Source organism: Streptomyces sp. NPDC054975, assembly GCF_053609105.1.
Genome location: NZ_JBSGWV010000038.1, coordinates 30,441 through 45,537 on the forward strand (window position 1 = coordinate 30,441; position 15,097 = coordinate 45,537).

Below are 15,097 nucleotides of genomic sequence, written 5' to 3' on the forward strand. Positions count from 1 at the left end.
CGATTTTGCCGAGCCGGGACGAGGCCGTGCAGGATCAAGGGTGTTCCTCGCGCAGCGGACCGCCGTACAGATCCTTGCCCTTCGGTACGGTCACCCCGCGACACGTGCGGCGGACGCCGCCGAGCGGTCGTACTCCGCGTCGTCGTAGTCGACCGTGCCCGACGTCAGATGACCCACGAGACCAAGGAGCAGGAAGAGCCAGACCAGTACCAGCGCGGCGGTGCTCAGACGGAGCGGACGCGTCGCGGAGTACGCGGGCTGCGCTGCTGCGTCGGGGGCGTCGCCCAGGAGCCCCTTGGGATACACCGGGGTCAGCATCGTCACGTAGGCCGACAGCCGCATCCGGTACCGGACGACGGCCGCCGTGGCGCCGAAGACCGGCTCGGGCAGCCGGCCCAGGACGATGCCGATGAGCCAGAACACCCAGCTGATCGCGAACCAGCCGGTCTGCGCGAGGTTGCTGACGATCGCCGCCGGGATCATCAGGATCAGCCGGAACAGCACAGCGAGCCGGTTGAGCGGGGTGGCGCGCAGCTCGATGCGCACCGGGTAGTCCGGGGCGTCGAAGGCGAACGGCGGGTATCGGTCGACGAGAAGGGCCGCACTGGCCGAGACGCGGGTCTGGTAGGCGAGGACCGAGCCGAGGAAGGACGCGATCGGCTCGGGCAGACGGCCCAGGACCAGGGCGCTGAACCAGCCCGCGATCGTGACGAAGAACGCGGCGAAGGACAGCACGGCGACGACGATGAACTGCGGCAGGAGCAGCAGCCAGCGCAGGAACACCGTCCAGCGACGCTGCTGCCCCGGCGCGGGCACGTCCAGCGCCGGCCGCCATTCGGCTCCCTCGGCATCGGCGTAGGCCGAGGGCCGGGGCTCCCAACCTGCTGCCATGGCCGCCTCCGTCTCTCCCGCTCCCCGTGCTTTCCCAGGTCACGTCGATGCTGCCGCAGCCGACCGCCCTTCGCACCGCGACAGGGGCCACTGGGACCACACGGGCCACCACCCGAAGCCCCGACCCACCGCCTTTCCAGACGGCGCTCGCGGCTGCCTGCCATGCCACGCCCGTACGGAGGCGCCGAACCTGGCTTCGGGCATGTCTTCGCCCCCCGGCACGGCCGTGGAGTCTCCACCTGCCGGAAGGGCGGCTCCTGTCGCTGACGATCGACACGACGTCGACCCGCTCGGCGCCGATCCGCTGGACGACATCCCCGCAGACGGGGGTTCAGGAGAGCGGCACGGGTCGCTCCCTCAGCACCAGCTGGTGTTGGATGTCGAGGTGGTCGGTGGGCTCGTCCAGGAGCCCGTACGGCCGCGCCGATGCGCCACGGAAGGGCGGCACGTCATGATCCTCCCGAAGGTCCGGGACCCTCGCTTCGTGACGATCCGCCGTGGTGGGACTCTCATCGATGCGGATCATCGTCTCCTGGCTCTCTGGGCTGCCACATGTGCGGAGCACGTCCTTGGCCTTTTCGAGACGGCCCAGCCTGGGGACCCGCGGCCGCGCCAGGCGATCGAGCACGCGCGGGCGTGGGTGCGTGGTGAGGTCAAGATGATGCAGGCCCGCGCGGCGGGCGGCCATGCGATGGGGGCTGCCAGAGACCTGCGTGGCGCGGCACGGCATGCCGCGTACGCCGCCGGCCAGGCCGGGGCCGTCGCCCACGTCGCCGCTCACGAGCTCGGCGCGGCCGCGTACGCGATCAAGGCCGTACGTGCGGCGGCGCCGGAAGGCGAGGGCGAGGCCGCCGGACGCCTCGAGTGTCAGTGGCAGCGGGATCAGCTCCCGGAGGCGATCCGTGAGCTCGTCCTTGACGACCAGCGGCTGCGCAACGACATCTGCTGGTCGGTGTTCGACCAGAGGCCGGCCTCTTGACCGGCTGTGGCGCCAGCCACTAGCTTGCGGTCCACATAGATCCACGACGACCGAGAGGAGGCGACCAGCAGATGTACACCAGCTCTGATCTGAGTCGCCTCGCCCACACCACGGTCTGGGTTCCGGGTCGTATCGCGCACGGCTGCTGACGACGCCGTTCCGATGTGCCCGTCCGTGGCACATTCCAGGTTTTCTCTTTCACCGCCTCCTGGCACGCCCCTTTTCGCGTGCCGTTTTGCGCCCGCTTCTCCGACGTGGCGCGTCTGAACACAGAAAGCTGCCCGACATTGGCGAACATGAAGAACCGACCGATCGCGCACCGAAACGAAGGCCTGTCATGGTAGAGGCGCAGATCACGGTCAACGGGAAAGAAACTCCGATCTCACCGGCTGCGCCGCACACCACCGTGCTGGATCTTCTGCGCGAGCGTGGTCTCACCGGCACCAAGGAGGGCTGCGCAGAGGGTGAATGCGGCGCTTGTTCGGTGCTGGTGGCCCGCCCTGGGGTGAACAAGCCCACCGACTGGGTGGCGGTCAACGCCTGCCTGGTCCCGGCCGCGGCGCTCGACGGCCAGGAGATCATCACCTCCGAAGGTCTCGCCACCGCCGGCGAACCGGGCACGGCGCCCACCCTGCACCCGGTGCAGGAGGAGATGGCGGTCCGCGGCGGCTCCCAATGCGGTTACTGCACGCCGGGATTCGTCTGCAGCATGGCCGCCGAGTACTACCGGCCCGACCGCTGCGCGCACGCGTCGGCCGAAAGCGCCGAGCCCGACCCCGAGCACGGACCGAACGGTTTCGATCTGCACGCGCTGAGCGGAAACCTGTGCCGTTGCACCGGTTACCGCCCGATCCGCGACGCCGCGTTCGCCGTCGGCACGCCCACCGTCGAGGACCCGCTGGCGCAGCGCCGTGAACAGTCGCCGCCCGCACCGGTCGCCACCGCATACGTCCAGGGCGGCAGCGCGTTCCTGCGGAAGAGCACCCTGAGCGAGACGCTGCGGTTGCTGCGCGAGCGTCCCGACGCGGTGGTGGTCGCCGGCTCCACCGACTGGGGCGTGGAAGTGAACATCCGTTCCCGCCGGGCCGATTGTGTCGTCGCGATCGACCGACTCCCCGAACTGCGGGAGCTACGCGTCGAATCCGACTCCATCGAGATCGGGGCGGCGCTGACGCTCACCGAGATCGAACGCCGCCTCGACGGCGAAGTCCCGCTGCTGGCCCAGCTGTTCCCGCAGTTCGCCTCGCGGCTCATCCGCAACGGCGCGACCCTCGGCGGCAATCTGGGCACCGGCTCCCCCATCGGCGACAGCCCGCCGGTACTGCTCGCTCTGGAGGCGTCGGTGGTGCTCGCCGACGCCGACGGTGAGCGCGAGGTTCCCCTCGCAGACTACTTCACCGGCTACCGGCAGAGCGTGCGCCGTCCCGGCGAGCTGATCCGCGCGGTACGCATCCCCCTGCCGCTCTCGCCGGTCGTCGCCTTCCACAAGATCGCCAAGCGGCGCTTCGACGACATCTCCAGCGTGGCGGTCGCCTTCGCGCTCGACGTCGAGGACGGCATCGTCCGCAAGGCACGTATCGGCCTGGGCGGCGTGGCCGCCACCCCGATCCGCGCCCTCTCCACCGAGGCGGCCCTGGAGGGCAGGCCGTGGACGGCGGAGACCGTCGAGGCCGCGGCGCCGGTGCTGCGGGCCGAGGGCACACCGATGAACGACCACCGCGCCAGCGCCGCCTACCGCTCCGCGATGCTCGGCCAGAGCCTGCGGAAGCTGTACGCGCAGACCACCGAGGCGGTTTCCTCATGAGCCACTTGTCCCAGCGCCCCGAGAAGCCTGCCGTCGGCGTCTCGATGCCGCACGAGAGTGCCACCCAGCACGTCACCGGCACCGCGCTCTACACCGACGACCTGGTCCACCGCACCAAGCACGTCCTGCACGCCTACCCTGTCCAGGTCATGAAGGCCCACGGCAGGATCACCGCGCTGCGCACCGAGCCCGCGCTCGCCGTGCCCGGCGTGGTCCGTGTGCTGACCGGTGCCGACGTGCCCGGTGTCAACGACGCCGGGATGAAGCACGACGAACCGCTGTTCCCCGACACGGTCATGTTCCACGGCCACGCGGTCGCCTGGGTGCTCGGCGAGACCCTGGAGGCGGCCCGGCTCGGTGCCGCGGCCGTCGAGGTCGAACTCGACGAACAGCCCTCCCTGGTCACGCTGAAGGACGCGATGGCGGCCGGCAGTTTCCACGGCGCCCGGCCCGTGATGACGACCGGTGACGTCGACGCCGGCTTCGCCGACTCCGCGCACGTGTTCACCGGCGAGTTCCAGTTCTCCGACCAGGAACACTTCTACCTGGAGACGCACGCGGCGCTGGCCTACGTCGACGAGGCCGAGCAGGTCTTCGTCCAGAGCAGCACCCAACACCCTTCCGAGACCCAGGAGATCGTCGCCCACGTCCTCGGTCTGCACAGCCACGAGGTGACCGTCCAGTGTCTGCGGATGGGCGGCGGCTTCGGCGGCAAGGAGATGCAGCCGCACGGTTTCGCGGCCGTCGCCGCGCTGGGCGCCCGGCTGACCGGCCGGCCGGTGCGGGTGCGGCTCAACCGGACCCAGGACCTGACCATGTCCGGCAAGCGGCACGGGTTCCACGCCCAGTGGAAGATCGGCTTCGACGCCGACGGCCGTATCCAGGCCCTGGACGCCACCCTGACCGCGGACGGCGGCTGGAGCCTGGACCTGTCCGAGCCGGTGGTGGCCCGCGCGCTGTGCCACATCGACAACACCTACTGGATCCCCCACGCGCGCATCGCCGGTCGCATCGCCAAGACCAACAAGGTCTCCAACACCGCCTTCCGCGGCTTCGGCGGACCGCAGGGCATGCTGGTGATCGAGGACATCATGGGCCGGTGCGCGCCGCTGCTCGGCCTGGACCCGATGGAGCTGCGGGAGCGAAACTTCTACCGCCAGGGCCAGTCGACGCCGTACGGGCAGCCGGTCGTTCAGCCGGAGCGGATCTCCGCCGTCTGGGAGCAGGTCAAGGAGAACGCCGGCATCGCCGATCGCCGGCGCGAGATCGCCGCCTTCAACGCCGCGCACCCGCACACCAGGCGGGCCCTTGCGATCACCGGCCTCAAGTTCGGGATCTCGTTCAACCTCACCGCCTTCAACCAGGGCGGCGCGCTGGTGCTGATCTACAAGGACGGCTCGGTCCTGATCAACCACGGCGGCACCGAGATGGGCCAGGGCCTGCACACCAAGATGCTGCAGGTGGCCGCCACCACGCTGGGCATCCCGCTGCACAAGGTGCGGCTGGCCCCGACACGTACCGACAAGGTGCCCAACACCTCCGCCACCGCCGCGAGTGCAGGAGCCGATCTCAACGGCGCCGCGGTGAAGAACGCCTGCGAGCAGCTGCGCGAACGGCTGCTTCAGGTGGCCGCCACACAGCTGGGTTCGCATGCCTCGGACGTACGCATCGTCGAGGGCGTCGCGCGCACGCTGGGCAGCGACAAGGAGCTGGCCTGGGACGACCTGGTGCGCACGGCGTACTTCCAGCGGGTGCAGTTGTCGGCGGCCGGGTTCTACCGGACCGAGGGTCTGCACTGGGACGCGAAGACGTTCAGGGGCTCGCCGTTCAAGTACTTTGCCCATGGCGCCGCCGCGGCCGAGGTGGAGGTGGACGGCTTCACCGGTGCGTACCGCATCCGACGGGTGGACATCGTGCACGACGTCGGCGACAGCCTCTCCCCGATGATCGACATCGGTCAGGTCGAGGGTGGCTTCGTGCAGGGCGCGGGCTGGCTGACCCTGGAGGACATGCGCTGGGACGCCGGTGACGGGCCCCATCGCGGTCGGTTGCTGACGCAGGCCGCGAGCACCTACAAGCTGCCGAGCTTCTCCGAGATGCCCGAGGAGTTCAACGTCACGCTGCTGGAGAACGCCTCCGAGGAGGGCGCGGTCTACGGGTCCAAGGCGGTGGGTGAGCCTCCGCTGATGCTGGCGTTCTCGGTACGGGAGGCGCTGCGGCAGGCCGCTGCCGCGTTCGGTCCGAGCGGCGTCGGCGTCGAGTTGGCGTCGCCCGCGACGCCGGAGGCGGTGTACTGGGCGATCCAGGCGGCTCGCCAAAAGGACGATCCCCAGAGCGGTGACACCCGCGAGGGGATCGTCACCGCGGACCGCGCCGGTAACGGGCACGCCGACGGCACGGTCCGCACCGACGCGGAAGCGCTGAGCGGTGCCTGACATGACGTGGTTCGCCGCGGTCGCGCGGTTGCGCGCACGCCGGGAGTCCGGCGTGCTGGTGACCGTCGCGACCGTGCGCGGCCATGCCCCGCGCGACGCCGGTGCGAAACTCGTCGTGGGACGGAACGAGACGTGGGGCTCGATCGGTGGCGGCAATGTCGAGGCCGTTTCGATCGATCGGGCCCGGGAGATGATCGACGCGTCCAAGCCGGAGCCGGAGCTGCTCGATTTCGCCCTGAACGACAAGGTGACGGGCCGGCATGGCGTGCAGTGCTGCGGCGGCACGGTCTCGGTGCTGCTCGAACCGCTGCCGGTGGCACGGGCGGTGGCGATCTTCGGCGTCGGTCATGTCGGCCTCGAACTGGCGCGCATCCTTGCGCGTCAGGACCTCGACCTCCATCTGGTCGACACCCGGTCCGACATCCTCACCGAGGAGCGACTGGACGTGCTGGCGGACGCGGTGGCGCAGGTGCACGTGCATCACACGCCGCTGCTGCCCGAGGAGGTGTTGGCCGAGTTGCCGCGCGGCGCCCACGTCCTGATCATGACCCACGATCACGCCGAGGACGCCGCTCTGTGCGACGCCGCCTTGCGCACCACCCGTCTCGGCTCCGTCGGCCTGATCGGGTCGGCTGCCAAGTGGGCGCGGTTCCGCAAGGTCCTGGCCACCGAGGGAGGGCACGACGAGGCCACCATCGATCGGATCAAGACCCCGATCGGACTGGCCGACATCACCGGCAAGGAACCCGCGACGATTGCCGTGAGCGTCGCCGCCGATCTGCTGCGCACCTTCGAGACCGAGGGGAACTGACGCTCCCGCCGTTGGTCAGGGGTGCCGCGTTCGGTGCTCGCGACCGCGCAGCGGCGTTGGGGCGGATCACCGGCGCGTCAAGTTGGAGAGGAGGTCAGGCGGCTTCGTCGAGGAGGTGGGGGCCGTTGTTGCGGACGTTGTTCACGGCCGTCGAGACGGGCCGGGCGTTGAGGTGGCCGTCGGCGGGCTGAGTGAGCAGGACGCGGAGGTCTTCGGTGTTCTGGTGGTGGGGGTCGAGCCAGACGTCGTAGTGGTCCGGATGGAGGGCGAGCGGCATGCGGGGGTGTACGCGGCCGGCCGCGTCCGTGGCCTCGGTGGTGATGATCGTGCAGGTCATCAGCCAGGCATCGGGATCGCCGTCGCTCGTGACGTCGGGGTTGCGCCAGTACTCGTACAGCCCCGCCATGGCCATCACCTGACCGTCGCCCGCTTCGATGAAGTACGGCTGCTTGCGGGGCTTGCCCGTCGTCTCGTCCTTCACCTGCTCCCATTCGTAGAAGCCGTCGGCGGGCAGCAGGCAGCGGCGCTTGGCGAAGGCACGCCGGTAGGCGGGCTTCTCGTGCACCGTCTCCACCCGGGCGTTGATCATCCGGGCGCCGGACTTCGGGTCCTTCGCCCAGGACGGCACCAGGCCCCACTTGAGCGCCCGCAGTTCACGGCGCACCGCGTCCCGGTCGTCGTCCCGCGCGGTGCGTTCGAGTACCGCGTAGACCTCGTCGGTCGGCGCGACGTTCCAGCTGGGCGCCAGTGCTTCGTCGGGGCGCCAGTCGGTGACCTGGAAGAGCCGGGTCAGATCCTGAGGACTGCGGGTGGAGGCGTAGCGGCCGCACATACAGCCACTGTGCCATGACGCCCGCGGGCTGGGGGTGCGTATGCGGCCGCGCCGGTCACCACGCGGCGATGACCGGCGCGTCGGGTTCCCTCTGCTGCCAGGCCTCGTTGAGGCGCGTGAGCCGGTCGGCGGCGGCGATGCCGCGCAGGGACGCGACCTTGCCGTCGCTGACTTCGAACGTCACGGCGCCCGCGACCCGGCCGTCGACCACGGCGAGGACGGCCGGGGAGCCGTTGACCAGCGCGATGTGCATCGCGGGCGTGCCGCCGGCCAGCCGCCGCTTCGCCGGGGTGGGCTTGAAGCCGGCCCGTACGAAGGAGGCGACCCGCTCGCGCGTCGTGAACCGCAGCAGCCGCTTGGCCAGGCCGGCGCCGTCCGAGACCAACGTCACGTCCTCCGTGAGGAGTGCCACCAGCCGTTCGGTGCGTCCTGACGTGGCGGCGGCGAGGAACTCCTCGACGACCCGGCGCGCGGACACGGGGTCGGTCTCGCCGCCGCGGCGGCGCTCGGCGCCGACCCGCGTCCGGGCTCGATGGACATGCTGCTGGCTCGCGGACTCGGTGATTCCGAGGATCCCGGCGATCTCGGCGTGGCTGTACGAGAAGGCCTCCCGCAGGACGTAGACGGCCCGCTCGACGGGCGAGAGCCGCTCCATGAGGGTCAGTACGGCCAAGGACACCGATTCGCGCTGCTCGAAGGTGTCGGCCGGGCCGAGCATCGGATCGCCTTCGAGGAGCGGCTCGGGCAGCCAGTCACCGGCCGCTCGCTCGTGGCGCGCCTGCGCCGAGCGGAGCCGGTCGAGGCAGAGGTTGGTGACGACCTTGGTCAGCCAGGCCTCCGGCACCTCGACCCGCTCGCGGTCCGCGGCCTGCCAGCGCAGAAACGTGTCCTGCACGGCGTCCTCGGCGTCGGCGGCCGAGCCGAGCAGACGGTACGCGAGCGAGGCCAGCCGGCCCCGGCCGGCCTCGAAGCGTTCGATGGCTGCGCTGTCCATGCGGCCACCCTATGCGGTGACCCCGACACCGGCCGTGGTGGGCGCGGTGCTCAGGCGCTGCCTGCGCTTCGGCATGCCGAAGGTCGGATGGGCGATGCCCCACGCCGCTCCCTTCAGCACGCCCGACTTCAACCGCGCGGCCGTCCGGCCGCCCAGGTACCAGGACTTCGACCGGGCCTGCCCGTCCACCATCTGGAAGATGGCGTCCCGACGCCCGAGGCTGATGTGGTTGCCGTAGTACTTCAGCCCGGTCGCCGGGACCTCGCTGCCCGTCAGGCGCGCGATGATCGCGGCGGTCGCCTGCATGTTCGTGAGGCCGGCCGAGGCACAGGACATCGGCAGCGGCCGGCCGTTCTCGCCGATCGCGTACGCGCAGTCACCGGCGGCGTAGACGTCCGGGTGCGAGACCGAGCGCATGGTGCCGTCCACGACGATCCGACCGGTCTCGGCGACCTCCAGGCCACTGGCGGCCGCGATCGGGTGCACCGCGAACCCGGCCGACCACACGGTCACGTCGGCCGGGATGGGCCTGCCGTCGGCGGCGATCGCCCGTCCCGGCTCGACGGCGGCGACGGCGGTGTGCTCGTGGACGGTGATGCCGAGCCGGTCGAAGGCGCGGCGCAGGTGACGACGGGCCTTCGGGGACAGCCAGGCGCCCAGCTCGCCGCGTGCCGCGAGCGTGACATCGAGGTCGGGCCGGGACTCGGCGAACTCGGTGGCGGTCTCGATGCCGGTCAGCCCCTCACCGACGACCAACACCGTGCCGCCGGCGCCCAGACCGGCCAGGCGGTCCCGCAGACGCAGCGCCGAGGACCAGCCGGTCACGTCGAAGGCGTACTCCGCCACGCCGGGGACACCGTGGTCGGCCACCGAGCTGCCGAGCGCGTAGAGAAGCGTGTCGTACGCGAGCTCACCTTCACCGTCCTCACCGGTCAGCGCGACGGTCCTGCGCTCGGGGTCGACGCCGGTCACGCGCGCAACACGCAACCGCACCCCGGTGCCCGCGAAGACGTCGGCGAGCTTGCGGCCCGCGAGGTCCTGGCCGATCGCGAGCTGATGGAGCCGCATCCGCTCGACGAAGTCGGGCCCGGCGTTGACGACCGTGATCTCGGTGTCGGCGGGGGAAAGCCGGCGGGCCAGGTTCCCAGCGGCGAAGGCCCCGGCATATCCGGCGCCCAGGACGACGATGCGGTGCTTCATGACGTTGCTCCTGTCTCGTTCGGTTGCCCCTCTGACGAGAGGGCGCCCCGATTGCTGACAGGAGCGGTATGTGACGCCGGTCACGGAGCTACGACGCACGGCCGAAGCTCCGGGAGGCGCTGCTCGACCCGGGGTCCGCGCACGCCCGCGCGGACCTGCCTCATGGTCAGCGCGCCGTGTCTCAGCGGACTCCGCGGGCGCGGAACTGGACGCTGATGCGGGGCCCGACAGCGCGGCTCGTCTTGGGCACGGCGTGCTCCCACGTCCGCTGGCAGGAGCCGCCCATCACGACCAGGTCCCCGTGGCCGACCGGGAGCCGGAGGACCGTCGGGCCGCCGGAGCGGGGACGGAAGACGAGGTCGCGGGGGTCGCCCAGCGACAGGATGGCGACCAACGTGTCATGGGTGGCGGAGCGGCCGGTGCGATCGCCGTGCCAGGCAACGCTGTCGCGGCCGTCGCGGTAGAGACAGAGGCCGGCGGTGACGAAGGGTTCGCCGAGCTCGGAGACGTAGTGGGAGCTGAGGGTCTCCCGGGCCTCGGTGAGGGCGGGGTGCGGGAGGCGTACGCCCTCGCCGTAATGGGCCAGGAGCCGGGGCACGGCGACCACGTTGTCGTACATCGGGCGCTCCTCGGCCCGCCAGGGCACGCATCCGGCCAGCTCCTCGAAGAGCGCGTCGGCGCCGTGCAGCCAGCCCGGGAGGTGGTCGATCCAGGCGCCCCCGTCCAGGGCCGTCCGCCGGAGGCCGTCCAGGGGGCCGAACCGGATTTCGTCGCCCTGGTCGAACAGCGAGCCCTGGAGTCCGGGCAGGGCGGTTCGTGCGGTGCTCATGGCCCCAGCGTAAACCAATAACCGAACATACGAGCGAGTCTATGAGCGAACGGAGCCGGTTCGCGTCCGCAGGCTTGCGGAAGGCGCCTCCGCGGAGATCGTTCCCTTCGGCACATGCTCCTGTTCTGATCGCCTGTCCTAGGTCCAGGGGTTGCCGATCGTCCGTGATGGGCAGGTTTGGAGAACCGCAAGGCGGGCACCGGCCGACTTCGCGGCAGTGGTGGCCGTCAGCACATCCCGGAGCACGCACAGCGCATCGCAATCCCTCGGGCAGGCCCTTCGACGGCCTGCCCGAGTCCCGGAGTCAAGGCGAGAACGACAGGGCGGACCGCCTCCTGGAGGCAGGCCGCCCGCCTGGTGGGGTCCGCACGCCGCTGCGGGCCGGAGGAGAAGGAGGTCGGTCCCCATGACAGTGCGCGCCCTCGAACGTCCCCAGTTATGGATGCCCTATCCGCTGCGAGTGAATCCGTCACTGTCCTCCCTGCACGAGGAGAGCGAGTCCTGGGCGCGTGAAATGGGCATGCTGGACGGCTACGAAGGGCCGTCGGCCCGCCCCGCGATCTGGACGCGGTCCGCGTTCCACGCCATGACCGTGGACCAGTTGACCGCCTGGACCCTTCCCGACGCCTCGCTCGCCGACCTCCGCCTCAACCACCGGTTCAACATCTGGGCCCTGGCGTGGGACGACTACTTCGCCTCCACCTTCAAGCAGACCGGTGACCTCCACGGCGCGCAGGTCTTCACCGCACGGCTGCACGCCTTCCTGCGGCCGGAGCGCGGCGCCCGGACACCGGAGCCGACGAATGCCGTGGAGAGGGGAATGGCCGATCTGCAACAGAGCCTCTTCCCCCCGAAACTGGCGCACTGGCGACAGGAGTTCAACCGGGCTCTGGCGAAATACATCGACGCGGGGGTCGAGGAACTGGCCAACAGCCTCGGCGGCCGCGTTCCCCATCTGATCGACTACGCCCCCTTCCGGCGGGAGAGCTTCGCGGCCCATACCGCCCCGTACTCCGTCGAGTTGGCCACCGGCGCACGCATACCTGAGAGGATTCGGCACAGCCGGACCGTGCGCGCACTGCTCGACGCCTTCATGGACTTCATGGGGCTGGCCAACGACGTCGCCTCGTACGAAAGGGAAGTTCACGAGGAGCACGACGTCAACAACCTCGTCCTGGTCGTCGGTACGTCCCTCGGAATCAGCCTCCATGACGCCGTTCCCGCTGCTCTGCATCTGGTGAACGCCCGCCTGCGCGACTTCGAGCGCCTCAGGCAGAGGGAGTTGCCCCAGCTCGTCCGGCGTTCCGCGCTGAACCACCACGAGCGAGCCGAGTTGGAACGGTGGCTCCAGGGGGCGTGCGGCTTCCTCTCCGGCCTCCATGCCTGGTACACCGGAGCGCCCCGCTACACCTCGGCGGAGTCCTCGCTTTCGGGTTGACCGCTGCGGTCCGGCCCGGCTTCGCGGGGTACGCGACTGCCGGGCCGGACCGGCGTCTACCGCCTGCGCAGAAGACGCCCGACGCGTGTCCACCACGAGGTACGGGGTTCGGGCCGGCGCTCCGGCTCGGGGGCGGGGGCGGGTGCCTGACCCGGGGGCGCTGACAGCGTCCCGTCGCTCCGGGCGGGCGGGGCCGGCAGCGGGGCGGGGGCGTCGTGCGCCTGGGGGGAGCGGGCGGCGAAGCTCACGGGCAGGGCCGTCAGATGCCGGGCCCAGGTGGAGGAACGCCAGGTGAGGCTCTCCTCCGGGACCGCCAGGGCGATGTCGGGGAGACGCGTGAGCAGGATGTCGATGCCGGTGTCGGCGATGATGCGGCCGATGTCCTGGCCGGGGCATTCGTGCGTCCCGGCGCTGAAGGACAGGTGTGCGCGGTTGTGGTGCACGGGGGCCGAGGGATCCGAGCGGATCGCCTTGTCGACGTTTCCGGCGGCCAGGCCGAGCAGCAGCATGTCGCCCGCCTTGATCTGCTGTCCACCGACGACGGTGTCACTCTTGGCCCAGCGGCCGGGGCACACCATCAGCGGCGGCTCGTCCCAGAGGACCTGCTCGACGGCCTCGGGCAAGGTCATCTGGCCTCCCGCGAGCGAACCGCGGAACCGGGGGTCGGTGACGACCATGCGCAGGACGTTGGACATGAGGTTGGCGGTCGTCTCGTAGCCCGCGAGCAGGATGAGGCGGAGGTGGTGCTTCACCTCCTCGTCCGTGAGGTTGGCGGGGTGGGCCATCAGCGCGGAGGCGATGTCGTGCCCCGGTTGCGCCCGCTTGGTGATCACGAGTTGTTCGAGACACTCCAGCACATAGGCGTTGCTGGCGAGCGATGTCTCGGTGGCCTTGAAGAGGTCACGGGCCGCGTGCACGAGCTTGGGGCCGGACTCGTCCGACATCCCGAGCAGGTGGGTGAGCGTGAGCATGGGCAGGTGCTCGGTGAACTGCCCCACCAGCTCCACCTCGCCGCTCTCGCAGAACGTGTCGATCAACTGGTGGGCGAAGCGGGTGATGTGACGGCGGACCCCTCGATGGTCGAACTGGGCGAGGCCCGCCGTGACCGCACCACGCAGGCGCTGATGTTCCTCGCCGTCGGCGCAGACACAGTCGGGACGCCAGCCGATCATCGGCACGAGCGGGGAGGTGGCGGGGTCGATCTCCCCGCTCGTCCAGCCGTGCCAGACACGGGGGTCACGGGAGAACTGGGTCGGGCGGCTCGCCACGTCGCGGTTCTCGAGGTACCCGAGGACGAGCCAGGCGCGTACGTCACCGTCGAGGAGAACGGGAGCCACCGGACCGTGGGTGGCGCGCAACTCCTCGTACAGGCCCATGGGGTCCGTCTCGGCGACGGGGCCGTAGAGCCTGGTAGCTCCGCCGGGGCCCGTGCTGTCGGCGTGGCCGGTGTGGGCCGGGCAGCCCGGGGGCGGGATCGCCCCGGGCTTCGCGGTGGCGTGTTCGGTTGGTGGCACGGTCATGCGGTCTCCTGGTCGGCGGCGAGGGTGCAGAGGTAGACCATCAGCGAGAGCAGGGCGTCGCGGCAGGACGCCCGGTCACGTGCGTCGCAGGTGACGATGGGGACGGATTCGCTGAGGGCCAGAGCGGCACGCAGATCGGGTACGGGGTACTGCGGGGCTTCCGGGAAGGCGTTGACGGCGACGACGAACGGGACGCGGCGGTCTTCGAGGCGGGTGATGACCTCGAAGGAGACCTCGATCCTGCGGGTGTCGACGAGGACGACGGCGCCGAGCGCGCCTTCGAAGATGCCGTTCCACAGGAACCAGAAGCGCTCCTGTCCCGGGGTCCCGAACAGGTAGAGGATCAGCTCCTGGTTGATGCTGATCCGACCGAAGTCCATCGCGACGGTCGTGGTCTTCTTGCCTTGGGCGCCGGGGTTGTGGTCGATCCCGACGCCTGCCTGGGTCATGGTCTCTTCGGTGGTCAGCGGCGGGATCTCGCTCACCGACCCGACCATGGTCGTCTTGCCGACGCCGAAGCCGCCGACGATCACGACCTTGACTCCCCTGGCGCTGTGCGGCAGCAGCACGTCGAGGTCGCGTGGCCGGCCGACGGCCGGTGCTTCAGAGCTTGCGTAGTCCATGGATCACCGCCTCCAGCAGGCCGCGTTCGGGGTATTCCGCCACAGGAACGGGTGCGATGGCCTCCACCCGCTCCTCGTCGACGAGTTTCGACAGCAGCACGGTGACGACGCTGAACGGAAGGCTGAGGTAGGCCGACACCTCGGCCACCGACAGCGGGTACGTGCAGAGGGTGAGGATGGCTGCCTGCTCGGGCTGCATCGCGGGTTCGGGTTCGGACCTCGCCGCGATGAGGGTGACCAGATTGAACTTCTTGGCCGCGGAGCCCGGGCCCCCGGTGATGACATAGAGCGGAACCGGATTGCCTTCATCCCAAGGGCCTTGGTTCTCTGATGTCACATCGCCTGCCCGACGTCCTCACGAGGCGGGCTGGTCATGTGCTGGCCGATCCTGACCACGAGCGTCCGCATACGGTCGCCCAGGAGGCCGGCGTCCACCTCGTGGTCGGCCAGCACCGCCAGATAGGCCCCGGGGCCGGCCGCCATCATGGAGAAGTACCCGCCGTCGGCCTCGATCCCGACCATCCGCGTCGAGCTGTCCCCGTGCGGGAACATCTGCGCGATGGCCTTCGCCAGGCTCTGGATACCGGAGCAGGCGGCGGCGATCGCGTCGGCGGTGTCCGGCGCCGTGTTCGCCTGCCCGATGCACAGTCCGTCCGCGGACAGGACGACCACGTGTCGCACGTACGGGACGCCGCCCACGAGCTCCTTGAGCATCCAGTCCATGTTGGGCAGTGGCTGCAT

General features: G+C 70.5%; 14 protein-coding genes. 5 read left to right on the forward strand and 9 right to left on the reverse strand.

The genetic code is table 11. From position 1 onward, the window contains the following. Nucleotides 1-90 precede the first annotated feature (90 nt). Complete coding sequence (locus tag ACWF79_RS26400; RefSeq protein WP_453730636.1) at nucleotides 91-891, reverse strand: DUF4389 domain-containing protein; 801 nt, start codon at nucleotides 889-891, stop codon at nucleotides 91-93. Between the two features lie 451 nt (nucleotides 892-1,342). On the opposite strand from ACWF79_RS26400, the gene ACWF79_RS26405 reads away from it, so the two are divergent. The 4 genes from ACWF79_RS26405 to xdhC all read left to right on the forward strand — a co-directional run bounded on the left by ACWF79_RS26405 (nucleotide 1,343) and on the right by xdhC (nucleotide 6,920). Beyond that, nucleotides 1,343-1,870: a putative immunity protein gene (locus tag ACWF79_RS26405; protein WP_453730637.1), complete on the forward strand. Its 528-nt coding sequence runs from the start codon at nucleotides 1,343-1,345 to the stop codon at nucleotides 1,868-1,870. A 337-nt stretch (nucleotides 1,871-2,207) separates the two neighbouring features. Beyond that, nucleotides 2,208-3,674 (forward strand): xanthine dehydrogenase small subunit, encoded by a 1,467-nt coding sequence (locus ACWF79_RS26410; protein ID WP_453730638.1) that lies wholly within the window; start codon nucleotides 2,208-2,210, stop codon nucleotides 3,672-3,674. After that, entirely contained in the window at nucleotides 3,671-6,109 is a 2,439-nt protein-coding gene (gene xdhB, locus ACWF79_RS26415) for a xanthine dehydrogenase molybdopterin binding subunit (protein WP_453730639.1), read from the forward strand. Before ACWF79_RS26410 ends, xdhB begins: the two co-directional genes overlap by 4 nt. A 1-nt stretch (nucleotide 6,110) precedes the next feature. Beyond that, entirely contained in the window at nucleotides 6,111-6,920 is an 810-nt protein-coding gene (xdhC, locus tag ACWF79_RS26420; protein ID WP_453730640.1) for a xanthine dehydrogenase accessory protein XdhC, read from the forward strand. A gap of 94 nt (nucleotides 6,921-7,014) precedes the next feature. Here xdhC and ACWF79_RS26425 read toward each other — a convergent pair whose 3' ends face one another. From ACWF79_RS26425 to ACWF79_RS26440, 4 genes are all read right to left on the reverse strand, one after another. Next, nucleotides 7,015-7,752, reverse strand: a complete 738-nt coding sequence (locus tag ACWF79_RS26425; RefSeq protein WP_453730641.1) for an SOS response-associated peptidase — start codon at nucleotides 7,750-7,752, stop codon at nucleotides 7,015-7,017. A gap of 55 nt (nucleotides 7,753-7,807) precedes the next feature. Then, on the reverse strand, nucleotides 7,808-8,746 hold the full coding sequence (locus tag ACWF79_RS26430) for a sigma-70 family RNA polymerase sigma factor (protein ID WP_453730642.1): 939 nt from the start codon (nucleotides 8,744-8,746) through the stop codon (nucleotides 7,808-7,810). 9 nt (nucleotides 8,747-8,755) lie between these two features. Beyond that, complete coding sequence (locus ACWF79_RS26435) at nucleotides 8,756-9,946, reverse strand: NAD(P)/FAD-dependent oxidoreductase (RefSeq protein WP_453730643.1); 1,191 nt, start codon at nucleotides 9,944-9,946, stop codon at nucleotides 8,756-8,758. 181 nt (nucleotides 9,947-10,127) lie between these two features. Beyond that, the gene (locus tag ACWF79_RS26440) at nucleotides 10,128-10,775 is read right to left on the reverse strand and encodes an alpha-ketoglutarate-dependent dioxygenase AlkB (protein ID WP_453730644.1); all 648 of its coding nucleotides are present in this window, start codon (nucleotides 10,773-10,775) and stop codon (nucleotides 10,128-10,130) included. A 406-nt stretch (nucleotides 10,776-11,181) separates the two neighbouring features. Here ACWF79_RS26440 and ACWF79_RS26445 point away from each other — a divergent pair, with 406 nt between their 5' ends. After that, nucleotides 11,182-12,213, forward strand: a complete 1,032-nt coding sequence (locus ACWF79_RS26445) for a terpene synthase family protein (RefSeq protein ID WP_453730645.1) — start codon at nucleotides 11,182-11,184, stop codon at nucleotides 12,211-12,213. A 56-nt stretch (nucleotides 12,214-12,269) separates the two neighbouring features. Here ACWF79_RS26445 and ACWF79_RS26450 read toward each other — a convergent pair whose 3' ends face one another. From ACWF79_RS26450 to ACWF79_RS26465, 4 genes are read right to left on the reverse strand one after another with little or no spacing between them, the layout of a single operon-like run. After that, nucleotides 12,270-13,733, reverse strand: a complete 1,464-nt coding sequence (locus ACWF79_RS26450; protein ID WP_453730646.1) for a cytochrome P450 — start codon at nucleotides 13,731-13,733, stop codon at nucleotides 12,270-12,272. Next, the gene (locus ACWF79_RS26455) at nucleotides 13,730-14,356 is read right to left on the reverse strand and encodes a GTP-binding protein (RefSeq protein ID WP_453730647.1); all 627 of its coding nucleotides are present in this window, start codon (nucleotides 14,354-14,356) and stop codon (nucleotides 13,730-13,732) included. The genes ACWF79_RS26450 and ACWF79_RS26455 overlap by 4 nt, the downstream gene beginning before the upstream one ends. Beyond that, nucleotides 14,337-14,693: a DUF742 domain-containing protein gene (locus ACWF79_RS26460; RefSeq protein ID WP_453730648.1), complete on the reverse strand. Its 357-nt coding sequence runs from the start codon at nucleotides 14,691-14,693 to the stop codon at nucleotides 14,337-14,339. Before ACWF79_RS26460 ends, ACWF79_RS26455 begins: the two co-directional genes overlap by 20 nt. Continuing rightward, nucleotides 14,690-15,097, reverse strand: a complete 408-nt coding sequence (locus ACWF79_RS26465) for a roadblock/LC7 domain-containing protein (RefSeq protein ID WP_453730649.1) — start codon at nucleotides 15,095-15,097, stop codon at nucleotides 14,690-14,692. Before ACWF79_RS26465 ends, ACWF79_RS26460 begins: the two co-directional genes overlap by 4 nt.